General features: G+C 67.3%; 20 protein-coding genes. 4 read left to right on the top strand and 16 right to left on the bottom strand.

Annotated elements, in window-relative coordinates; all coding sequences use genetic code 11:
• Positions 1-46: 46 nt before the first annotated feature.
• A complete protein-coding gene (locus L3V85_RS08595) occupies positions 47-1,072 on the bottom strand; it encodes a FecR domain-containing protein (protein WP_237678895.1) in 1,026 nt (341 codons plus the stop codon).
• Positions 1,072-1,581, bottom strand: coding sequence for a sigma-70 family RNA polymerase sigma factor (locus tag L3V85_RS08590; protein WP_237678894.1), 510 nt, complete (start codon positions 1,579-1,581; stop codon positions 1,072-1,074). Before L3V85_RS08590 ends, L3V85_RS08595 begins: the two co-directional genes overlap by 1 nt.
• Positions 1,582-1,835: 254 nt before the next feature.
• Here L3V85_RS08590 and L3V85_RS08585 point away from each other — a divergent pair, with 254 nt between their 5' ends.
• Together L3V85_RS08585 and groL are read left to right on the top strand one after the other, a co-directional pair.
• Positions 1,836-2,126, top strand: coding sequence for a co-chaperone GroES (locus L3V85_RS08585; protein ID WP_007835162.1), 291 nt, complete (start codon positions 1,836-1,838; stop codon positions 2,124-2,126).
• 29 nt (positions 2,127-2,155) lie between these two features.
• The gene (groL, locus tag L3V85_RS08580) at positions 2,156-3,808 is read left to right on the top strand and encodes a chaperonin GroEL (protein WP_081268077.1); all 1,653 of its coding nucleotides are present in this window, start codon (positions 2,156-2,158) and stop codon (positions 3,806-3,808) included.
• Positions 3,809-3,957: 149 nt separating this feature from the next.
• Here groL and xylB read toward each other — a convergent pair whose 3' ends face one another.
• The 11 genes from xylB to L3V85_RS08525 all read right to left on the bottom strand — a co-directional run bounded on the left by xylB (position 3,958) and on the right by L3V85_RS08525 (position 15,701).
• Positions 3,958-5,424, bottom strand: a complete 1,467-nt coding sequence (gene xylB, locus L3V85_RS08575) for a xylulokinase (RefSeq protein WP_237678893.1) — start codon at positions 5,422-5,424, stop codon at positions 3,958-3,960.
• A 26-nt stretch (positions 5,425-5,450) separates the two neighbouring features.
• On the bottom strand, positions 5,451-6,407 hold the full coding sequence (locus L3V85_RS08570; RefSeq protein ID WP_237678892.1) for an AraC family transcriptional regulator: 957 nt from the start codon (positions 6,405-6,407) through the stop codon (positions 5,451-5,453).
• Between the two features lie 11 nt (positions 6,408-6,418).
• Positions 6,419-7,387, bottom strand: coding sequence for a carbohydrate kinase family protein (locus L3V85_RS08565; protein WP_237678891.1), 969 nt, complete (start codon positions 7,385-7,387; stop codon positions 6,419-6,421).
• 30 nt (positions 7,388-7,417) lie between these two features.
• Positions 7,418-8,089, bottom strand: a complete 672-nt coding sequence (locus L3V85_RS08560) for a transaldolase family protein (RefSeq protein ID WP_237678890.1) — start codon at positions 8,087-8,089, stop codon at positions 7,418-7,420.
• 22 nt (positions 8,090-8,111) lie between these two features.
• On the bottom strand, positions 8,112-8,900 hold the full coding sequence (locus L3V85_RS08555; protein WP_237678889.1) for an L-iditol 2-dehydrogenase: 789 nt from the start codon (positions 8,898-8,900) through the stop codon (positions 8,112-8,114).
• Entirely contained in the window at positions 8,897-10,291 is a 1,395-nt protein-coding gene (dalD, locus tag L3V85_RS08550; protein ID WP_237680528.1) for a D-arabinitol 4-dehydrogenase, read from the bottom strand. Before dalD ends, L3V85_RS08555 begins: the two co-directional genes overlap by 4 nt.
• A gap of 85 nt (positions 10,292-10,376) precedes the next feature.
• Positions 10,377-11,417: an ABC transporter ATP-binding protein gene (locus tag L3V85_RS08545; protein WP_237678888.1), complete on the bottom strand. Its 1,041-nt coding sequence runs from the start codon at positions 11,415-11,417 to the stop codon at positions 10,377-10,379.
• 17 nt (positions 11,418-11,434) lie between these two features.
• Entirely contained in the window at positions 11,435-12,271 is an 837-nt protein-coding gene (locus L3V85_RS08540; protein ID WP_237678887.1) for a carbohydrate ABC transporter permease, read from the bottom strand.
• A gap of 13 nt (positions 12,272-12,284) precedes the next feature.
• A complete protein-coding gene (locus L3V85_RS08535; RefSeq protein ID WP_237678886.1) occupies positions 12,285-13,142 on the bottom strand; it encodes a carbohydrate ABC transporter permease in 858 nt (285 codons plus the stop codon).
• 139 nt (positions 13,143-13,281) lie between these two features.
• Entirely contained in the window at positions 13,282-14,592 is a 1,311-nt protein-coding gene (locus L3V85_RS08530; protein ID WP_237678885.1) for an ABC transporter substrate-binding protein, read from the bottom strand.
• Between the two features lie 179 nt (positions 14,593-14,771).
• Entirely contained in the window at positions 14,772-15,701 is a 930-nt protein-coding gene (locus L3V85_RS08525) for a LysR family transcriptional regulator (RefSeq protein WP_237678884.1), read from the bottom strand.
• 93 nt (positions 15,702-15,794) lie between these two features.
• On the opposite strand from L3V85_RS08525, the gene L3V85_RS08520 reads away from it, so the two are divergent.
• Positions 15,795-16,778 (top strand): Bug family tripartite tricarboxylate transporter substrate binding protein, encoded by a 984-nt coding sequence (locus tag L3V85_RS08520; protein ID WP_237678883.1) that lies wholly within the window; start codon positions 15,795-15,797, stop codon positions 16,776-16,778.
• Between the two features lie 37 nt (positions 16,779-16,815).
• On the top strand, positions 16,816-17,865 hold the full coding sequence (locus L3V85_RS08515) for a 4-hydroxythreonine-4-phosphate dehydrogenase PdxA (RefSeq protein ID WP_237678882.1): 1,050 nt from the start codon (positions 16,816-16,818) through the stop codon (positions 17,863-17,865).
• Positions 17,866-17,932: 67 nt separating this feature from the next.
• Here the strand turns inward: L3V85_RS08515 and L3V85_RS08510 are convergent, their stop codons facing one another.
• From L3V85_RS08510 to tal, 3 genes are all read right to left on the bottom strand, one after another.
• Positions 17,933-18,265, bottom strand: a complete 333-nt coding sequence (locus L3V85_RS08510; protein ID WP_237678881.1) for a DUF805 domain-containing protein — start codon at positions 18,263-18,265, stop codon at positions 17,933-17,935.
• A gap of 141 nt (positions 18,266-18,406) precedes the next feature.
• Entirely contained in the window at positions 18,407-19,960 is a 1,554-nt protein-coding gene (gene pgi / locus L3V85_RS08505; protein WP_237678880.1) for a glucose-6-phosphate isomerase, read from the bottom strand.
• Between the two features lie 2 nt (positions 19,961-19,962).
• Positions 19,963-20,919, bottom strand: a complete 957-nt coding sequence (gene tal, locus L3V85_RS08500) for a transaldolase (RefSeq protein WP_237678879.1) — start codon at positions 20,917-20,919, stop codon at positions 19,963-19,965.
• Between the last annotated feature and the right edge of the window lie 160 nt (positions 20,920-21,079).

The following is a 21,079-nucleotide window of genomic DNA, read 5'->3' as shown; positions in this document are numbered from 1 at the left end:
AAGGCGCCGAACGAAAAAGTGCGCGAGGCGCAAGACCGCGGCGGAATCAGGCGGGTACGAGCGTCACCCAATAGCGTGTGAGGCCGGTCACGCGCACCGGAAACGCGCGGACGATGACCGCCAGCGCCTTGTCGGTGTCCATGACCGGGAAGGCGCCGGAGACCCGGATGTCCGCGATGGCAGGGTCGCAGGCCAGCCGGCCGCGGTGGTAGCGCGCGAGTTCGGCCACCACGTCGCCCAGCCGCCAGTCGTTGACGACCAGGCTGCCATGCTCCCATTCGGCCAATGCAGGATCGGCCGGCTGCGGCGCCTCGATGCTGACGCCGGTGAAGGCCACCTGCTGCCCGGCCTCCAGCCGCACCACATGGCCCGGCGCGCGCGAGGCACGGACCTCGACCGCGTCCTCGAGCACGCTCACCACCGTGCGCGCGCCGTCGGTGCGCACCGTGAAGCGCGTGCCCAACGCAAGGATGCGGCCGTGCGGCGTCGCCACCAGGAAGGGACGGCTGTCGGTGCGCGCCGCGCCCGGCACGCGGCGGTGCTTTGCCGTCTCGGCCAGGATCTCGCCTTCGCGCAGGCTGATGAGCCTGTGCGTGGCGTCGATGGACACATCCACCGACGTGCGGGTGTTCAGCATCAGCAAAGAGCCATCGGCCAGCGTGACGGAACGCTGCTCGCCGGTGCCGGTGCGGTAGTCGGCCAGCCAGGCGCGCCAGCCGCCGTCGGTGCCGGTCGCCTGCCACGACAGGTAGGCCAGCGAGCCGCCGCCCGCCAGCACGGCAATGCCGCGCAGCACCCGGCGCCGGTCGGCATGCGCGGCCCGCAGCGTGGAAGCCGCCATGTGCGCCGGCACGCGCTTGAGCGTTGCCTGCATGGCTTCGAAACGCTGCCACGCGCGCTGATGGTCAGGGTGGGCGCGATGCCAGCGGCGCCAGTTCTCGCGGTCGGCCTCGCTGGCATCGCCGGAGCACAGCCGGGCATACCAGGCGATGGCCTCCTTGCGGACCTCGGATTCGCTGCGCGAGGGCGTGCCGATGTCGTCGGGCGCCAGTTCGATGCCGGACTTCATCATCAGGGCGCGAGCAGGTAGCAATGCTCGAGCGCCTTGAGCATGTAGTTGTTGACCGTGCGCACCGACACGCCCAGGCGGGCAGCAATTTCGGCGTAGGTCAGGCCGTCGAGCTGCGAAAGCATGAAAGCCTGGCGCACCGGCGGCTTCATGCCGTCGAGCATGGTGTCGATGGCCACCAGGGCTTCGAGCACGATGGCCCGTGCCTCGAGCGACGGCAACTGGGGTTCGGGCAACGCGGCCAGGGTGTCGAGGTAGGCGCGCTCCAGCGCCCGGCGCCGGTGGAAATCGACCACCAGCCCGTGTGCGATGGTCGCCAGGTAGGCGCGCGGTTCAGCCGCGGCGACGGGCTCCGTCTTGCTCAGCAGCCGCACGAAGGTGTCGTGCGCCAGGTCGGCGGCGTTGTGCGAGCAGCCCAATTTCTTGCGCAGCCAGGCGTGCAGCCATCCGTGATGGTTGCTGTAGAGCGTTTGCACCTCGTGCTGGGGTAACGCGAACTCGCCGGCCGGCATGGATGGAATTTCCGCGCAGCCGCTGGTGCCGCGCAAGGTCACTAATAAGAATGGTTCTCAATTGTATGCTTTTGCAGGATGCCATCCAAGCCGCCCTTGCCGACCCAGACCTTGAAACGTCATCGATTGCCCTTATGATTAGCACTCGCTGCTGACGAGTGCTAACAGCCCTCGCTTCCAGTCGATGGGCTGCCGGCCTCCGGTCCGGCACCCGACCACAAACCCGTTTCTTATCCATACATCCAGGAGATGCAATGAAACTTCGTCCTTTGGCCGATCGCGTGATCGTCAAGCGTGTTGACAGCGAAACCAAGACTGCCTCCGGCATCGTCATCCCCGACGCAGCCGCTGAAAAGCCCGATCAGGGCGAAGTCCTGGCCGTGGGCCCGGGCAAGCGCAACGACAAGGGCGAACTGGCTGCTCTGACCGTCAAGGTCGGCGACCGCGTCCTGTTCGGCAAGTACAGCGGCCAGACCGTCAAGGTCGGCGGCGACGAACTGCTGGTCATGAAGGAAGACGACCTGTTCGCGGTCGTCGAGAAGTAATTCAAACATCCCATTCGGAGTAATAAAACATGGCAGCAAAAGACGTAGTCTTCGGCGGTGAAGCCCGCGCACGCATGGTCGAAGGCGTGAACATCCTGGCCAACGCAGTCAAGGTCACCCTGGGCCCCAAGGGTCGCAACGTGGTGCTCGAGCGCTCGTTCGGCGCCCCCACCGTCACCAAGGACGGTGTGTCGGTCGCCAAGGAAATCGAACTCAAGGACAAGCTGCAGAACATGGGCGCCCAGCTCGTGAAGGAAGTGGCCTCCAAGACCAGCGACAACGCTGGTGACGGCACCACGACCGCTACCGTGCTGGCTCAAGCCATCGTTCGCGAAGGCTTCAAGTACGTGGCCGCAGGCATCAACCCGATGGACCTGAAGCGCGGCATCGACAAGGCCGTGACGGCCCTGGTCGAAGAGCTGAAGAAGGCTTCGAAGCCCACCACCACGTCGAAGGAAATCGCTCAAGTCGGCTCGATCTCGGCCAACAGCGACGAAACCATCGGCAAGCTCATCGCCGACGCGATGGACAAGGTCGGCAAGGAAGGCGTGATCACTGTCGAAGACGGCAAGTCGCTGGAAAGCGAACTGGACGTCGTCGAAGGCATGCAATTCGACCGCGGCTACCTGTCGCCCTACTTCATCAACAACCCCGAGAAGCAATCGGCGCTGCTCGACAACCCCTTCGTGCTGCTGTTCGACAAGAAGATCAGCAACATCCGTGACCTGCTCCCCACGCTGGAACAAGTCGCCAAGGCTGGCCGTCCCCTGCTGATCATTGCCGAAGAAGTCGAGGGCGAAGCCCTGGCTACGCTGGTCGTGAACACGATCCGCGGCATCCTGAAGGTCGTGGCCGTCAAGGCTCCTGGCTTCGGCGACCGTCGCAAGGCCATGCTGGAAGACATCGCCATCCTGACGGGCGGCAAGGTCATCGCTGAAGAAGTGGGCCTGACGCTCGAGAAGGTGACGCTGGCCGACCTGGGCCAGGCCAAGCGCATCGAAGTGGGCAAGGAAAACACCATCATCATCGACGGCGCCGGCGCTGCTGCCGACATCGAAGCCCGCGTGAAGCAAGTGCGCGTGCAGATCGAAGAAGCCACGAGCGACTACGACCGTGAAAAGCTGCAAGAGCGCGTGGCCAAGCTGGCCGGCGGTGTTGCCGTGATCAAGGTTGGCGCCGCCACCGAAGTCGAAATGAAGGAAAAGAAGGCTCGCGTCGAAGACGCCCTGCACGCTACCCGTGCTGCGGTGGAAGAAGGCGTCGTGGCTGGCGGCGGCGTGGCTCTGCTGCGTGCCAAGCAAGCCGTGGGCGACCGCGTCAAGGGCGACAACGCCGACCAGGACGCCGGCATCAAGCTGGTGCTGAAGGCCATCGAAGCTCCCCTGCGCGAAATCGTGAACAACGCCGGCGGCGAAGCCTCGGTGGTGGTGAACGCGGTTCTGGCCGGCAAGGGCAACTACGGCTTCAATGCCGCCAACGACACGTACGGCGACATGCTCGAGCTGGGCATCCTGGACCCGACGAAGGTCACCCGCACCGCACTGCAGAACGCCGCTTCGGTGTCCTCGCTGCTGCTGACGACCGAAGCCATGGTGGCTGACGCTCCGAAGGACGACGCTCCTGCCGGCGGCGGCATGCCCGACATGGGTGGCATGGGCGGCATGGGCGGCATGGGCATGTAATTTCGCTCGCCCCCAGGCTGCGCGGCACTTCGTGTCCGCTACGCCTACCCCCTACCGGGGGCAACACCTGCGGCCCGGCAGAGCCGGTTCCGCGGTGTTTCGCGAAACAAAAAACCCGTCTTGCGACGGGTTTTTTTATGGGCGCTTGGTTAGTGGAACTGGTCTCGCAACGCCGTGTAGAGCGCCTGGAATCGCGTGTGCCGCGCCTGATGCGAAGCAGCGGCTTCCGTCGACGGCATCAGCTGCTGCTTCACTGGCGGCAACGTGCACACTTCGGCGACATCCCCCCCATCGGCCAGCCACGCCAGCCGCGCCGCGCCCAGCGCCCCGCCCGTCTCGCTGCCCGCATAGAGCGTGAGCGTCACGCCGAAGATGTCAGCCAGCAACTGTCCCCACCACACGCTGCGCGCGCCGCCACCCACCAGCGCCACTTCGCGCAGCGGCATGTCGGCCGGCAGCCGCAGGGTGTCAAAGCCGTCTCGCAGGCCGAAGCTCACACCCTCGACCACGGCATAGGCGATCTCGGCCGGCCCGTGCGCATGCGTCAGCCCGAACAGCACGCCCTGCGCATTCGGGTTGTTGTGCGGCGAGCGTTCGCCCGAAAGGTACGGCAGAAAGAGCGGGCAGCGCTCGCGCTGCGCCAACGGCACCGACGCCGCCGCTTCGAGCAGCGCGGCCTCGTCCGCGAACCTGAAAGTCTTCGCGGCCCAGCTCACCGCGCTCGCGGCCGAGAGCATCACCGACATCTGGTGCCAGCGATCCGGCAGCGCATGGCAGAAGGCGTGCATCGCCTGCGCGGGGTTCGGCAGGAAGCGGTCGGTCGACACGAACACCACGCCCGAGGTGCCCAGCGACACGAAGCCCTGCCCCGGCTCGACCAGCCCCATGCCGACCGCGCTGGCGGCGTTGTCGCCCGCGCCGCCCGCGATCTTCACGCCCTCCCCCAGGCCCCAGCGCGCCGCGAGTTCGGGCTTCAGCAGCGCCGAAACCTCGCTGCCTTCGACCAGCCGCGGCATGTGCGCACGCGTCAGCCCCGTGGCCGCGAGAAGCTCGTCCGACCAGTCGCGCGCACCCACGTCGAGCCACAGCGTGCCCGCCGCGTCCGACATCTCGCTGACCGCCTCGCCGCTGAGCATGAAGCGCAGCCAGTCCTTCGGCAGCAGCACGCGTGCGGTACGCGCGAAGATTTCGGGCTCGTGCTCGCGCACCCACAGCAGCTTGGGCGCGGTGAAGCCCGGCATCGCCAGGTTGCCCGCGATCTCGCCCAGCCGCGGCACGGAACGCGTGAGCGCCTCGCACTGCGCGCCGCTGCGCCCGTCGTTCCACAGGATCGCGGGCCGCAGCACCTCGCCGGCCGCATCGAGCAGCGTGGCGCCGTGCATCTGGCCCGACAGGCCGATGGCGCGCACCGCCGACAACGCCTCGCCGTGCGCCTCTCGCAACTGCGCCATGACCTGCTCGAGCGCCTGCCACCACTGGGCCGGCGCCTGCTCCGACCACAGCGGATGCGGCCTCTGGACCGTGAGCGGCGCGCGCGCCACGCCCACGATGCGGTGATCGTCGACGAGCAGCAGCGCCTTGAGCTCGGACGTGCCGAGGTCGAGTCCCAGATACAAGATGAACCCCCTGGTCTTGTGCTTACTTAGGAAGAGATGCCGCCGCCGAAGCGCGTGTCTGCCTGGCGCCGGAATTCGCTCGGCGTCATGCCCTTGATCTCCAGGAAGCGCCGGTTGAAGTTGGCCACGTTGTTGAAGCCCACCTGGTAGCAGATGTCGGTCACGTAGTGGTCGGTCTGCATCAGCAGGTGGCAGGCGCTGTTGATGCGCACGCGGTTGACGAAATCGGTGAAGCTGTTGCCGGTGGAACGCCTGAAGAAGCGGCTGAAGCGGCTCTCGCTCATGCCCAGCTCGGCCGCCACGTCCGACATCGAGATCGGGTCCGCCATGTTGTTGGTGATGCGGTTGACGATGCCGTTGATCTGGTCGACCTGCGCGTCGCCGTCCGCGCCCTGCGCGCCCTGCATCTGCACGCTCGACAGCAGCCGGTAGTCGGTGCATTGCGCCAGGTCGGCCATGAAGTCAAGGAACAGGCCCAGGCGGCGCACGCCGCGCGCGGCCTTGATGCGGTCCCAGTGCGCCTGCGCCTGCTGCGACATGCCGAAGAACTCAATGCCGTGGCGCGCGCGCTCCAGCAACTGCATCACCTCGCGCAGCTCCGGAATGCCGGCGGCCGCGCTCTCGATCGGCTCGTGGCGGAACTGGATCACCCGGTCGCGCCCCGCGGCGCCGCCTTCGGGCACGTCCAGCGAGATCCAGTTGTGCGGCAGGCGCGGCCCGCACAGCACCAGGTGCCCCGGCTGGAAAGGCCCGATCCAGTCGCCGATGAAAGCCTTGCCCGAGGTCTCGGTGATCAGGTGCAGCTCGTAGTCTTCATGGAAGTGCCATCGCACCAGCGGGCTGGGAAAGCCGTGCGCCAGGCAGCGCACCAGGCCGGTTTCTTCGGGCGCCTCGTAGCCCAGCGAAGGGGAGCGCGCGAAATCGCGCTCCAGCTCGGGTTGGCGCTGGCGGGGGACCGAGCGTTTGCGTGTGGACGTCGTCATGGCAGCACGGTTCAGGACCGGGAAGCAACAGCCGTATTTTCTTCCTTCGCCAGCGCGGCGTGAACCGCCTCCAGCGTGGGTGGATCGGCACCCTCGCGGGTGCAGTTCAGGGCGGCGGCGGTGGCGGCGAAAGCCATCACCTCGCGCCATGCGTCGTCGCCCAGCTCGCCCAGTTGCTCCGGCCGCTCGACGCCGTGCGCCAGCAGCGAGACCGACAGCCCGGCCGTGAAGGTGTCGCCCGCGCCGATGGTGTCGACCACCTCGACGCGCGGCGCGGCAACCGTAATGGGCGCACGCCCGTCGCGCCAGAGCGTGGCGCCGTCGCCGCCGCGCGTGACGATCACGGCGCGCGCGCCGGCCGCCAGGCAGTCGGCGGCCAGCGCGTCGACGGGCTGGCCGGGCGCGAGCAGCGCCGCATCCTCGTCGCTCAGCTTGACGAGGTCGGCCATGCCGAACCAGCCGGCCACGCGCTGGCGATAAGCGGCCATGTCGGTGATCAGGCTGGGCCGCACGTTCGGATCGAACACGACCACGCGCTGCCCCCGGTTCGCGGCGACGAGGTCGGCGATGCGCGTGGCGGCCGGGTCCTGCAGCAGCGAGATCGAACCGAAATGCAGGAAGCGGCACTGCGCCGGCAGCTGCGGCAGCGGCTCGGGCGACCAGGTGGCGTCGGCGCTGCCACGCGTGTAGAAGGCGTAGCGGTTGGTCTGCGGCGTGCGCTCGACAAAAGCCAGCGTCGACGGCGCGCTGCTGCGCAGAATGAAGCTGGTGTCCACGCCGTTCTTCTGCAGAAAGCCCATCAGCCTTTCGCCGAACAGGTCGGTCGACAGCTGCGTGAGAAAGCCGGTCGGCTGCCCGAGCCGCGCGCAGGCCACGGCGGTGTTCAGCGGCGAGCCGCCTTCATGGCCCAGGAAAGCCAGGGTGCCCGCCTCGCCGGCGGTGAAATCGATCAGGGCTTCGCCCGTGAGTGCAATGCGCATGGTGTGTGAATCGGAATTCTGTGTCGTCGGTCAGGGCAAGGCGCGTGCATCGGCCAGGAAGCCGCTCTCGGCCGCCAGTGTCGCCGGATGATCGAGCAGTTCGGCAAAGAGCCGCGGCGGAATGGTGATGGCGCCCACGCCGAGCCCCAGCAGCGAAAGATAGGCCTCGCGCGAGCGGATGCTGGCCACAAGCAGCCGCGTGCCGGAGGACGGCCGCCGCGCCACCAGCGACTGCATCTGCGCGATCAGCGCCAGCCCGTCGGTGCCCGCGTCTTCCAGCCGCCCGAGGTACGGCGCCGCATAGGCCGCGCCCAGTTGCGCCGCGAAGTGCGCCTGCTCCGGCGCGTACACGGCGGTCCAGGTAACGGGCACGCCCTGCGCGATGAGCCGCGCGCCGGCGTCCAGGCCCTGGCGCGTGGCGGGAATCTTGATGACGAGCTGGCCGAGGTCGAAGTGCGGCAGCAAGGCACGAGCGTCTTCGAGCATGCCGTCGACGTGTTCCGAATGAACCTGCGCCTGCACTTGTCGCGCGCCCAGTTCGATGCAGCGCGCGAGCAGTCCCGGCACGGCAGCAAGGCCAACGCCCGCGCGCTTGAGCAGCGTCGGGTTGGTCGTCACGCCATGCACCACGGGGTGAGGCAGGCAGGTCTCGAGCTCCGCCAAGTCGGCGCTGTCGAGGTAGAGGTGGAAATCGTCGTTCATCTCGCGCAAGAAAAAAATCGGCTCAGCTCATGACATTGCCGCCATCGACATTCAAGGTCTGCGCCGTGATGTAGCGCGCCTCGTCGCTGGCGAGAAACACCGCCGCCCCCGCGATGTCGTCCGGCACGCCCATGCGTCCGAGCGGCACCGCCAGCCCCACCTGCCGCTTCTTTTCTCCGGGCGGCAGTCCCTCGGCCTTGGCGAACAGGCTGTCGACATGGTCCCACATCGGCGTATCGACCACGCCGGGCGCAATGCCGTTGACCCGTATGCCGTGCGGCGCCATCGCCAGCGCGGCGCTCTGGGTGTAGCTGATGACGGCCGCCTTGGTCGCGCAGTAGTGCGCCACCAGCGCCTCGCCCCGGCGCCCCGCCTGCGAAGCCATGTTGATGACCGACGCGCCCTGCGTGCCCGCCTCCACCATGTGCCGCAGCACCGCCTGCATGACGAAGAACATGCCCTTCACATTGACCGCGAACAGCCTGTCGAACGAGGCCTCGTCGCTGTCCAGCAGCGGCGCGAGGTCGAACACCGCCGCGTTGTTGAACAGCGTGTGCACCGGCCCGAAGGCCACCTGCGCCTCCGCCAGCATGTGCGTGATGGCGGCGGTGTCGGTCACGTCGGCCGCGATGTAGGCGAGCCTGTCGGGGTGAGCTTGCTGCAGGGTGCGCACAGCCTCTGGCGCGGCGATGGCGCGGTCGATCACCGTGCAGCGCGCGCCCTCGGCGATGCAGGCACGCGCCACGGCAAGGCCGATGCCGCCGCCCGCGCCGGTCAGCAGCACATGCCGGTCCCGCAGGCGGCCGTTCATGGCTTTTCCTGTGCTCCGGCGGCGACGAAGCGCGCGACGCGTTCGCCGGCGCGGCGCACCGCGTCGACCAGCCGGCCATCGGCGGCGATGTTGCCCCACAGCCCCGCGTCGGCGCACAGCGCGGCCACCGGGTCTGCCGCGTCGCAGATCGCGTGCGCCACCGCCTCGTCCATTCCCTGGTCCTGGTAGGCGTAGGGCAGCGCACCCTTGTGCCAGCGCTGCAGGAAGGCCAGGAACAGCGCGGGCAGCATCGCCACGCTGTCGATGCCCTGGCCCGCCGCCAGCCGTTCGCGCACCGTCGGCGCGATGAAGCCGGGAATCTTCGAGAAGCCGTCCGCCGCCACGCGCTGGTTGGTGTCGCGGATGGCGGGGTTGCCGAAGCGGTCGAGCACCACGTCGCGATAGGCCGCGAGATCGATCGGGCTCGGGCTCAGGCAGGGAATGACGTCGTCGGTGACGTAGTCGAACGCCATCTTGCGGATGGCCGCGTCGTGCGTGCCTTCATGAATGAAGTTCAGCCCCACCAGCGTGCCCGCCCAGGCAATGCAGCTGTGCGTGGCATTGAGGATGCGGATCTTGGCCTCCTCATAAGGTTGCACCGACGCCACCAGCTCCACGCCCACGCGACCCCAATCCGGCCGGCCGGCCGCGAAGTCGTCTTCGACGACCCACTGGATGAAGCTCTCGCCGGTGATGGCGGCCGCGTCGTCGCGCCCCGTGGCGGCCTTCACGCGCGCGCGCAACTCGGGCGGCGGACGCGGCGTGATGCGATCGACCATCGCGTTCGGGCAGCGCGTGTTCGCGTTCACCCAGGCCAGCAGATCGGCGTCGCCCGCAAGTTCGATGAACTCCAGCAGCCCGGCGCGAAAGCGCTCGCCGTTGTGGCGCAGGTTGTCGCAGTTCAAGAGCGTCACGGCGCCGGCACCGGCGGCCTTGCGCGCGCGCAGGATGGCGCACACGGCGCCGTAGATGGTCACGTTGTCGCCGCCGGCCTCGCCCTTGCGCGCGCGCTCAACGTCGGCGGCGAGGTCGCCGAAGGACAGGTCCAGCCGGCCCTTGTTGTCGAGGTAGTAGCCGGCTTCCGTCACGGTGAACGACACGATGCGGGTCGACGGCGCCGCGCCGCGCGCGACCACGTTCGCCAGCGAGCGCTCCCACGGCAGCACCTCGCGGATGGCGTCGATTTCCTCGTAGCGGTATTCGCCCGCGGGCGACACCGTCTCCAGCGTGTAGCGCCCGCCCTGCGCCTGCAGCGCCGCGACGACGTCGGCCATGTCCGGCCGGATGTTGGCGCCCGACAGCGACCAGCGGGTGTCGCCCGCGTCGATCAGCCGCTGCAGGTACACCGCCTGGTGGGCGCGGTGGAACGAGCCCAGGCCGAGATGAAGCACCGTGAACTCCGAGGGAGCCGGTGGAATTTGCGCGATGGTCACGGGGATGTCCGTTGAAAAGACGTTGGAAAAAATCGGGGATCGCTCACGCGCCGACCGAGCGGCCTTCGCGGTTGAACAGGTGCAGCACCGACGGATCGAGCTCCACGGCCACGTCGTCGCCGGCCTGCAGCGGCGTGCGGTCGTTCTGCCGCGCGATCAGCGGCACGCCGCCCACGTCGACATGGATGAGCGTGTCGGCGCCCAGCGCCTCGATCAGCTCGACGCGGCCCTGCACATCGGACACCGGTGCGCCCTGCTTCGGATGCACGCGCAGGCCCTCGGGCCGCACGCCCAGGAAGCCGTCGCTCGGCAGCCTGCCGCCGGTGGCGGCCGAGAAGCTGGGAATCGCGCTGGCCGCCATCATGTTCATCGACGGCATGCCGATGAACTGAGCGACGAACTGGTTGGCCGGGCGGTCGTACAGCTCCAGCGGCGTGCCGACCTGTTCGATCAGCCCGTCTTTCAGCACCACCACGCGGTCGGCCAGCGTCATGGCCTCCACCTGGTCGTGCGTGACGTAGATGGTGGTCGCGCCGAGCGCGCGGTGCAGCTTGTGGATTTCCACCCGCGTGTTGCCGCGCAGCGCCGCGTCGAGGTTCGACAGCGGCTCGTCGAACAGGAACACCTTGGGCGCGCGCACGATGGCGCGGCCGATGGCCACGCGCTGGCGCTGGCCGCCCGACAGCTCCTTGGGCGTGCGGTCGAGGTACTGCGTGAGGTTCAGCGTCCTGGCCGCGTACTCGACCTTGGTCTTGATCTCGTCCTTGGACACGCCCGCCAGCTTGAGCGCGAAGGACATGTTGTCGTACACGCTCATGTGCGGATAGAGCGCGTAGCTCTGGAACACCATCGCCAGGTCGCGCTTGCCCGAAGGCGTCCAGGTGATGTCCTTGCCGTCGAGCAGCAGGTTGCCGCTGGTGATGGGCTCCAGCCCGGCAATCAGCCGCAGCAGCGTCGACTTGCCGCAGCCCGAGGGCCCGACGAAGACGATGAACTCGCCCTTCTGGATCTGCAGGTCGACGCCCTTGATGATGTTGACTTCACCAAAGCTCTTCTTGATGTTCTTGAGTTCGAGGTAGGCCATGAGATGTCTCCCTTTCTTTACTTGACGGCGCCGAAGGTCAGGCCTTGCACTAGCTGCTTCTGGCTGAACCAGCCGAACACCACGATGGGCGCGATGGCCATCAGCGAAGCCGCCGACAACTTGGCCCAGAACAGGCCTTCGGGGCTGGAGTACGAGGCGATCAGCGTGGCCAGCGTGCCGGCCTTGGCGGAGGTGAGGTTGAGCGCCCAGAAGGCCTCGTTCCAGCTCAGCACCAGGCACAGCAGGCCGGTCGAGGCGAGCCCGCCCACCGATAGCGGCAGCACCACATGGCGGAACTCGGTCCACAGGCTGGCGCCGTCCATGCGCGCGGCTTCCAGGATCTCGTTGGGGATGTCCTTGTAGGCGCTGTAGAGCATCCACACCATGATCGGAAGGTTCGACAGCGTGAACACGATGGTCAGCGCGGGCAGCGAATCGAGCATGCCGGCGGTCTGCGCCAGCACGTAGATCGGCACCAGCGCGCCCACGGCCGGCATCATCTTGGTGGAGAGCATCCACATCAGGATGTCGCGCGTCTTCTTCGTGCGGAAGAAGGCCATCGAATACGCAGCGGGCGCCGCGATCAGGAGGCCGAGGATGGTCGAGCCCAGGCTGGTGATGAGCGAGTTGCGCGCATACAGCAGGTAGTCGCTGCGGCGCTGCACCTCGCCGAAGTTGTCGAGCGTGGGCTCGAAGATGAAGAGCGGCGGCACGCTGATGGCCTGCAGCTCCGTCTTGAAGGCCGTGAGGAACAGCCAGCCGAGCGGAAAGAACAGCACGAGCGTGACGGCCCACGCACCCACGGTGCGCAGCAGTTGCGGCAGGAAATTGCTGGGAGCTTGTTGTTGTTGCATGGTGTGTGGCTCCTCAATCCAGGTTCTTGCCGATCATGCGAATCAGGAACACCGCCACGATGTTGGCCAGCACCACCGCGAACAGCGCGCCGGCCGAAGCCACGCCCACGTCGAAGTTCATGAGCGACTGCTTGAAGATCATGTAGGTCATGTTGGTGCTCGCGTTGCCAGGGCCGCCGTTGGTGGTGATGGCGATCTCCGCGAACACGCTGAGCAGGAAGATCATCTCGATCATGATCACCACGGCCATCGGACGGCCCAGGTGCGGAATGGTCAGGTAGAAGAAGCGCTGCACCGGGCTCGCGCCGTCCATGCGCGCGGCTTCCATCTGCTCGCGGTCGAGCGACTGCAGCGAGGTGATGAAGATCAGGCACGCAAAGGGCAGCCACTGCCAGGCCACCATGATGATCACGGACAGCAGCGGGAAATCGGTGAGCCAGTCCACCGGCTGCGCGCCGAAGAAGCGCCACAGGTCGGCGAGCACGCCGTAGATGGGGTTCATCATCATGTGCTTCCACAGCAGCGCGTTGACAGCGGGCATGACGAAGAACGGCGAGATCAGCAGCACACGCACGATGCCGCGCCCTGGGAAGGGCTCGTTCACCAGCAGCGCCAGCAGCACGCCCAGCACCACGGTGATGACGATCACGCTGCCGATCAGCAGCAGCGTGTTCCAGGTGGCCGGCCAGAAGTCGGGGTCGGTGACGAAGTAGTGAAAGTTCTCGATGCCCGCGAACGTGCGTTCGCCGGGCTGCATGAGGTTGTAGTTGACGAACGAGAAGTACAACGTCATCAGCAGCGGCACGATCATCCAGAGGAAGAGCGTGAGCACCGCGGGCGCCATGAGGGCGCGGGGCAGGAGTCGTTTCATTGTTGGTTCCTCTCTGGCTTTGGCCCCCTCTCCCGTTTGCGGGAGAGGGTTGGGGTGAGGGCATGCGGCGTCGGCGATGGACGCGCTGCTGCCCCCTCACCCTGGCCCTCTCCCCGAGGGGAGAGGGAAAAGAAGCGGGTTACTTGTAGTACCCGGCCTTCTTCATCTCACGCTCGGCCAGCGTCTGCGAAGTCTTCAGCGCCTGCTCCACCGTGACCTTGCCCGCCAGCGCCGCGCTCATCTGCTGCCCCACCGACACGCCGATCGCCTGGAACTCGGGAATGGCCGCGTACTGCACGCCCACGTACGGCGACTTGGGCAGCGTGCTGTCCGTCAGGTTCGCGCTGTCGATGGCCTTCTTCTCGGCCTCGGCGAACTTGGCGACCTTCTGGAACTCGGGGTTCGCATAGGTCGACTTGCGCGTGCCGGTCGGCACCGAGGCCCAGCCGGTTTCCTTGGCCACCAGGGCGATGTAGTCCTTGGAAGTGGCCCACTTGATGAACTTCTGCGCCGCCTCGTCCTTGGTCGAGCTGGCGGGAATCGCGAGATTCCACGACCACAGCCAGTTGGCGCCCTTGGGCGTGACGGCGGTCGGCGCCTGCGCGAAGGCCACCTTGTCGGCCACCCTGGACTGCTTCGGGTCGCTGATGAAAGAGGCCGCGATGGTCGCGTCGACCCAGGCCGCGCACTTGCCTTCGTTGAACAGCGCCAGGTTCTCGTTGAAGCTGTTGGCCGATGCGCCCTGCGGGCCGTCCTTCTTCATGATGTCGACGTAGAAGGTGATCGCGTCCTTCCAGGCCTTGGTGTCGATCTGCGGCTTCCACTGCATGTCGAACCACTGGCCGCCGTTGGTGTTGACCAGCGTGGTCAGGAAGGCCATGTTGTCGCCCCAGCCCGGCTTGCCGCGCAGGCACATGCCGTACACGCCGTTCTTCGGGTCGTTGGCCTTGTCGGCGAACTCCTTCACCTGCGCCCAGGTGGGCTGGTCGGGGAACTTCACGCCCACCTTGTCGGCCAGGTCCTTGCGGTACATGAGCATCGAGCTTTCGCCGTAGAACGGAGCGGCGTAGAGCTTGCCTTCGTACGACAGGCCGTTGCGGATGGCCGGCAGCAGGTCGTCGATGTCGTAGGCGGCGTCGGTGGCGATGGGCTTGAGCCAGCCCTTCTTCGACCAGATCGGCGCTTCGTACAGGCCGATGGTCATCACGTCGAACTGGCCGCCCTTGGTGGCGATGTCGGTGGTCACGCGCTGGCGCAGCGTGCCTTCCTCCAGCGTGACCCACTTGAGCTTGATGTCGGGGTTGGCCTTCTCGAAGAAGGGCGTGAGCTTCTGCATCTCGATCATGTGGCCGTTGTTGACGGTCGCGATCACGAGTTCGGTGGCGGCCTGGGAAACGACGCCCGTGCCGATGAGTGCGAGGACGAGGCCCGCTTTCAGAAAACGCTTCATGTTGTCTCCTAGAGGTGAGCGACGCCCTCTTGTTGTCGGGTCGCCGTGGCCGAATTCTGGAGAAACGCGCTTGCGGTTTTGGTACTTCGAATGTCAGCCCTGGTACTTTCATGCACCAATCGACTGGTAGATTCCCTAGTTAACGCAATACAGCATGCACACGGGGCGGTAAAAAGACTTCAGACGCCGCCCAGCAGCTGGCGCCGGAACTGCACCGCCGCCGGCGACAGCGGCCGGTCTTCGCGGGTGATGAGGCAGATGGGCGGCACGCGCACCGGCAGCTCGATGGGCACGGTGCGCAGCACGCCCAGCCGGGCGTAGTGGCTGGCCTGCGAGGCGGGCATCACCGCCGCCATGTCGGAGTTCTCGAGCAGCGCGGTGATGGCGATGGGCGATGCCGTTTCGATGATGTCCAGCCGCGTCCGGATGCCGGCCTCGCGCATCGCCGCCTCGAAGCGCCCGCGCTGCGGCGAGCCCGGCGGCTGCAGCACCCACGACCAGTCCGCCATCTCGGCCAGCGTGAGGTTGGCGCGCTCGAACACCGGATGCCCCGCGCGCACCACCACCACCTGCGACTCGCCCAGCAGCGGCACGCTCGCGTACTTCGCCTCGTCGTGCCCGTCGGTGAGCCGGCCCAGCACGAGGTCGACGTCGCCCTGCTCCAGCTGCGCCTGGATCACGTCGCTGGTCTCCACCACCACCGACACGGCCACCTGCGGATGGCGGCGGTGGTACTCCACCAGGGCCGGCGCCAGCAGCTCGGGGACCGCGCCCGGCACGCTGCCCACGCGCAGCGCGCCGCTCAGGCCCGAGCGCAGCGCCAGCATTTCCTCGCGGGCGGTGCCGAAGTCGCTGAGCACGCGATGGGCGTAGCGGATGAGGATCTGGCCGTAGGCCGTGGGCTCCATGCCGCGCGCCAGGCGCTCGAAGAGCCTCTCGCCCAGCGAATCTTCCAGCTGCTGCAACAACTTGGTGGCCGCCGGCTGGCTGATGTTCATGGCCTCGGCCGCGCGGCCGAGGTGCCGGTGGGTGTCGAGCCGGGCCAGCAGAAGCAGCTGGCGCGGCCGTACGTGGAGCATCAGCGAGGCGTCTGTCAGGCCGGAAGTCATGCACAAAAGTATATGGACTCCCGGGCTTTTTCGATTGGATCGCGGGCAAGAAGCTCCGTACGCTCAGCGCCATAACAAGCTGGAGACAAACCGATGAAGCTTTCTTTCCTGGCCCGCGCGGCGGGGCTGGCGGCGGCCATGCTGCTCGCAACGGCCCCGCTCACGGCCGGCGCGCAGGCGCCCTACCCCGACAAGCCGATGCGCATCATGGTCGGCGCCTCGCCCGGCGGCGGCACCGACATCCTGGCGCGCGTGCTGGCCGACAAGTTCTCGCAGGCCCTGAAGCAGACGGTGGTGGTCGAGAACCGCCCCGGCGCCTCGAACACCATCGCGGGCGAACTCACGGCCCGCGCGCCGGCAGACGGCGCCACCCTGCTGCTGGCCACCAACACCGCGCAGGCGGTGGCGCCCCACATCCTCAAGCTCAAGTACGACCCGCTGAAAGACCTGCAGCCGGTCGGGCTGGTGGCGGTGATGCCCAACGTGCTGGTGGTGTCGGCCAGTTCGCCCTACAAGTCGGTGAAGGACCTCGTGACGGCCATGGCCGCGAAGCCGGGCGGCTTCAAGTACGCGTCTTCCGGCATCGGCAGCACGCAGCACGTGGGCGGCGAAGCCTTCAACCTGGCCACCGGCATGAAGTCGATCCACGTGCCGTACAAGGGCAGCTCGCAGGCGCACGTCGACATCATCGCGGGCGAGGTCGACATGATGTTCGACAGCACCTCCTCGGCCATGGGCCAGATCAAGGCCGGCAAGTTCCGCGCGCTGGCCGTGAGCGCGCCCCAGCGCTCGCCCGAGCTGCCCGACGTGCCCACGCTGGCCGAGCAGGGCATCAAGGGCGCCGACGTGTCCACCTGGTACGGCCTGTACGTGACGGCCGGCACGCCGCGCCCCGCGGTCGAGCGGCTGAGCGCCGAACTCGGCCGCACGCTGAAGATGGCCGACGTGCAGGCGCGCATCAAGGCGCTGGGCGGCGAACCCGGCGGCCTGATCGGCGAGCCCTTCGCGGCCATGAACCGGCAGGAGTTCGAGCACTACGGCCAGCTCGTGCGCGAAGCCAACATCAAGGCCGAGTGAGCCGGCCACTTCTTTTTTCCACAACGCATCCGACAACATGCCCACCCCCTCCCCAACCCCGAGCGTGACACTCGCCAAACCCCGCATCGCCGTGCTGCTCGGCGACCCGAGCGGCATCGGCCCCGAGATGGCCGTGAAGCTGCTGGCACGCCAGCGCAACCTGGATGCCGCCCGCGTGCTGCTGATCGCCGATCCGGTCGTGCTCGCGGCCGGCGAGCGCGTGGCGGGCACGAAGCTCGACGTGCTGAGGGCCGACAGCCTCGACACGCTGCGCTTCGAGGACGGCCGGCCCACCCTGCTCGCGCAGGACTGGATGCAAGGGCAGGAACCGGTGCTGGGCGAATCGAACGAGCAGTCCGGCCGGGCGTCTTTCGAGGCGCTGGAGCTGGCCACCGCCGCCGTGCGGCGCGGGCAGGCCGAGGCGATCCTGTTCGCGCCGCTCAACAAGCATTCGCTGCGCCTGGGCGGACTGGTGCATGAGGATGAGCTGCGCTACATGCAGGAGCGCTTTGCAGTGACCGGCTTCGTCTGCGAGTTCAACCTCACGGGCTCGCTCTGGACCTCGCGCGTGACCTCGCACATTCCGCTGAAGGACGTGGCGAGCCACATCACGGTGCAGGGCGTGAGCGACGCGGTGAAGATCATCGCCGCCGCGCTGCGCCGCTCTGGCGTGGCGCATCCGCGCATCGCGGTGACCGGGCTCAACCCGCACGCGGGCGACGGCGGCTCGATCGGCATGGAAGAGATAGAGATCATCGCGCCGGCCATCGAACGACTGCGCGCCGAAGGCTTCGACGCACGCGGCCCGTTCTCGCCCGACACGGTGTTCATCGGTGCGCGGCGCGGCGATGTCGACGCGGTGGTGTCGATGTACCACGACCAGGGCCAAATCGCGATGAAGCTCATGGGCTTCGAGCAGGGCGTGACCCTGCACGGCGGCCTGCCCGTGCCGGTGGCCACGTCGGCCAGCGGCAGCGCCTTCGACATCGCGGGCCGGGGCGTGGCGCAGATCGAGGGGCTGCAGCAGGCCTTCGACCTGTGCGTGCGCATGGCCAGCGGCGCGCCGGTGCGCGAGCAGACCGCCTGAGACAAACAAAAAGGGCCGCTTGCGCGGCCCTTGGAAACCATGGCGCCCGGCGGCGCCGCTTCGATGTTCAGACGGCCGGCGGCGCACCGTGGGCGTTGGGCTCGGGCTGCGTCGGCTGCACGTAGAAATAGATCAGCACGAGGTTGATGATCGGGATGAGCATCAGCAGCTGGAGCCAGCCGCTCTTGCCAATGTCGTGCAGGCGGCGCGCACCCACGGCCAGTGCGGGCAGCAGGAAAGCCAGCGCAGCGATGACGTACACGTATTGGTGGATCAGGCTCGCCACGATGAGAACGACCACCTCGGCAAGCACGAACCACCAGTACTCCGAACGCGTGGCGCGACCGGTGAAATCGGCGTACTTGTTGAAGCAGGTCTTTACCGCTGTTTGAAAATCCATTTATCGGCTCCTCTTGATTGACCTCAGGGGAATTTCCCTGGGCCGATCATATCGGCGCATTTTTCAACAACAAATACAGCTAAAAACAGCCATCTGTTCGCAAACAAACGGCTTATTTAGTGCACTTTTCAGCGGTTCGGGCTAGCTGCTCAGGCGCTTGAGGAGGCCGGCGGTGGAAGCGTCGAGTCCGGTGATGTCGCCCGACGCGAGGCGCGGTTCGATGTCCTTGGCGAGCACCTTGCCCAGTTCCACGCCCCACTGGTCGAAGCTGTTGATGCCCCACAGCGCGCCGCTGGTGAACACGCGGTGCTCGTACATCGCGAGGAAGGCGCCCAGCGATTCGGGCGTGAGCTTCTCGAACACGAAGAAGGTGCTCGGCCGGTTGCCCGGGAAGTTCCTGTGGCCGCCCTCGTCGAGCTTGCCGACCATCAGCGCCTGTGCCTGCGCCAGCGCGTTGGCAAGCAGCTTGGGGTGATGGCCCTCGAGGTCGTGCGCGGCGTCGCGCACCGCCACGAACTCGAGCGGGGTCACGTCGGTGCCCTGGTGCAGCATCTGGAAATAGGCATGCTGGCCATTGGTGCCCGGCTCGCCCCACAGCACCGGCGAGGTGCCGAAGGCCACGGGCTTGCCGCTCGCATCGACCTGCTTGCCGTTGCTTTCCATCTCGAGCTGCTGCAGGTAGGCCGGCACACGCTTCAGGGCGCTGTGGTACGGCGCGATGCTGCGTGTCGTGAACTTGTGGAAGTTGCGATACCAGACGTCGAGCAGACCCAGGCGCACCGGCAGGTTCTGCGCAAGCGGCGCGGTGCGGAAGTGCTCGTCCATGGCATGCGCGCCCGCCAGCAGCCGGCGAAAGCCGTCGGCGCCGATGGCCAGCGCAATCGGCAGGCCGATGGCCGACCACAGCGAATAGCGTCCGCCCACCCAGTCCCAGAAGCCGAAGGTGGTGTCGATGCCGAACTTCTTCGCCGCTTCCACGTTGGTGGTGAGCGCCGCGAAGTGGCCGGCGATGTCCGTGCCGCCCGATTGCTCGTACCAGCGCTTGGCCGACTGCGCGTTGGTCATCGTCTCGGCCGTGGTGAAGGTCTTCGAGGCAATGAGGAAGAGCGTGTGCTCGGGCGCCAGGCCTTGCAGCACGCCGGCCAGTTCATGGCCGTCGACATTCGAGACGAAGTGGAAGCGCTTGCCCGGCGCCGCGAACTCGGCCAGCGCCAGCACCGCCATCTGCGGGCCGAGGTCGGAGCCGCCGATGCCGATGTTGACCACGTCGGTGATCGTGTGGTCGGCGCGCACCTTCTCGGCATAGGCCAGCATGGCGTCGAGCGTGGCGTGCACCTCGCGCAACTCGTTCGCGGTCTTGGGGCCGGTGGGTGCATCGGCCGGCGCACGCAGCAGCGTGTGCAGCACCGCGCGGTCTTCGGTGTTGTTGATGTGCTCGCCGGCGAACATGGCGTCGCGGTGCGCCTCAAGGCCGCATTCCCGGGCCAGCGTGAGCAGCAGTTCTTCGGTGCGCGCGTCGATCAGGTTCTTCGACAGGTCGGCGAACACATACGGTGCCTCCTGGCTGAAGCGATCGAAGCGGCCCGCGTCGTCGACGAAGGCATGGCGCACGTCGAACTGGCGGCCCGCGGTGTCGAAGGCGGACTGCAGTTGCGCCCAGGCCGGCGCACGGTCGCAGCGAAGTTTCATGGCCATGTTTACTTGCCGCTTTCCTGCATGAGCTTCTCGAGCTTCACCGCGTCGGCCGCGAAGGCGCGGATGCCTTCGGCGAGCTTCTCGGTGGCCATGGCGTCTTCGTTGAGCGCAAACCGGAAACCGGCTTCGTCGTAGCTCACCTTGGGCGCGTCGCCCTTGGCCGCGGCCTTGGCATCGAGCGCGTGTTCGAGCGGCTCGTTGCTGGCGGCCAGTTCGGCCAGCAGCTCGGGGCTGATGGTCAGCAGGTCGCAACCGGCCAGCGCCTTGATCTGGCCCACGTTGCGGAAGCTCGCGCCCATCACTTCGGTCTTGATGCCGTGCTGCTTGTAGTACTCGTAGATCTGGCGCACCGACTTCACGCCGGGGTCGTTCGCGCCGGCGCTGGCGGCCTCGTCCCACTTGGCGCCGGCCGACTTCTTGTACCAGTCGTAGATGCGGCCCACGAAGGGCGAGATCAGCTGCACCCCGGCCGCGCCGCAAGCCACGGCCTGCGCGAACGAGAACAGCAGCGTGAGGTTGGTGCGGATGCCCTTCTTCTCGAGCGCACGCGCGGCCTCGATGCCTTCCCACGTGGAAGCCACCTTGATGAGCAGGCGCTTCTCGGTGTCGATGCCTTCGGCCTTGTAGAGCGCCACGATGCGCTCGCCGCGGGCCACGGTGGCGGCGGTATCGAAGGACAGGCGGGCGTCGACTTCGGTCGACACGCGGCCCGGGATGATCGAGAGGATTTCGGTGCCGAAGCGCACCAGCAGGCGGTCGATGACCTCGTCGAGCGGCTTGCCTGCATGCTTCTTCACGGTCTCGTCGAGCAGCGGACGGTATTCGGGCTTCTGCACGGCCTTGAGGATGAGCGACGGATTGGTGGTCGCGTCCTGCGGCTTGGAAACGCTGAGCTGCTTGAAGTCACCGGTGTCGGCGACAACGGTGGTCCACTGGCGGAGTGCATCGAGTTGGTTCATGAAATCATTATCCTGTGCGGGTTGTGACAAGTCCTGCACGCAGTTGCGCGTCGGCCGATGTTTTCATGCGCACCGTAGCACGGGTTCCGGCGCGGCTCCATCAGCCTGATGCCCGTGGGGTTGTACGGCCCCGGTCCGGCCTCCCTGCCCTACAGCGGCT

This window comes from Variovorax paradoxus, assembly GCF_022009635.1.
Lineage (GTDB): Bacteria > Pseudomonadota > Gammaproteobacteria > Burkholderiales > Burkholderiaceae_C > Variovorax.
Note: the sequence above shows the minus strand (reverse complement) of the source record. Positions and strands in the feature narration are given on the sequence as shown.

Coding starts and splice junctions, on each gene's coding strand:
- L3V85_RS08510 (WP_237678881.1), bottom strand. CDS start 18,265: ATGGATTTTCAAACAGCGGTAAAGACCTGCTTCAACAAGTACGCCGAT.
- L3V85_RS08570 (WP_237678892.1), bottom strand. CDS start 6,407: ATGACGACGTCCACACGCAAACGCTCGGTCCCCCGCCAGCGCCAACCC.
- groL (WP_081268077.1), top strand. CDS start 2,156: ATGGCAGCAAAAGACGTAGTCTTCGGCGGTGAAGCCCGCGCACGCATG.
- L3V85_RS08560 (WP_237678890.1), bottom strand. CDS start 8,089: ATGAACGACGATTTCCACCTCTACCTCGACAGCGCCGACTTGGCGGAG.
- L3V85_RS08565 (WP_237678891.1), bottom strand. CDS start 7,387: ATGCGCATTGCACTCACGGGCGAAGCCCTGATCGATTTCACCGCCGGC.
- L3V85_RS08585 (WP_007835162.1), top strand. CDS start 1,836: ATGAAACTTCGTCCTTTGGCCGATCGCGTGATCGTCAAGCGTGTTGAC.
- L3V85_RS08535 (WP_237678886.1), bottom strand. CDS start 13,142: ATGAAACGACTCCTGCCCCGCGCCCTCATGGCGCCCGCGGTGCTCACG.
- L3V85_RS08525 (WP_237678884.1), bottom strand. CDS start 15,701: ATGACTTCCGGCCTGACAGACGCCTCGCTGATGCTCCACGTACGGCCG.
- L3V85_RS08530 (WP_237678885.1), bottom strand. CDS start 14,592: ATGAAGCGTTTTCTGAAAGCGGGCCTCGTCCTCGCACTCATCGGCACG.
- L3V85_RS08595 (WP_237678895.1), bottom strand. CDS start 1,072: ATGATGAAGTCCGGCATCGAACTGGCGCCCGACGACATCGGCACGCCC.
- L3V85_RS08555 (WP_237678889.1), bottom strand. CDS start 8,900: ATGAACGGCCGCCTGCGGGACCGGCATGTGCTGCTGACCGGCGCGGGC.
- L3V85_RS08540 (WP_237678887.1), bottom strand. CDS start 12,271: ATGCAACAACAACAAGCTCCCAGCAATTTCCTGCCGCAACTGCTGCGC.
- pgi (WP_237678880.1), bottom strand. CDS start 19,960: ATGGCCATGAAACTTCGCTGCGACCGTGCGCCGGCCTGGGCGCAACTG.
- L3V85_RS08515 (WP_237678882.1), top strand. CDS start 16,816: ATGCCCACCCCCTCCCCAACCCCGAGCGTGACACTCGCCAAACCCCGC.
- L3V85_RS08545 (WP_237678888.1), bottom strand. CDS start 11,417: ATGGCCTACCTCGAACTCAAGAACATCAAGAAGAGCTTTGGTGAAGTC.
- L3V85_RS08590 (WP_237678894.1), bottom strand. CDS start 1,581: ATGCCGGCCGGCGAGTTCGCGTTACCCCAGCACGAGGTGCAAACGCTC.
- tal (WP_237678879.1), bottom strand. CDS start 20,919: ATGAACCAACTCGATGCACTCCGCCAGTGGACCACCGTTGTCGCCGAC.
- L3V85_RS08520 (WP_237678883.1), top strand. CDS start 15,795: ATGAAGCTTTCTTTCCTGGCCCGCGCGGCGGGGCTGGCGGCGGCCATG.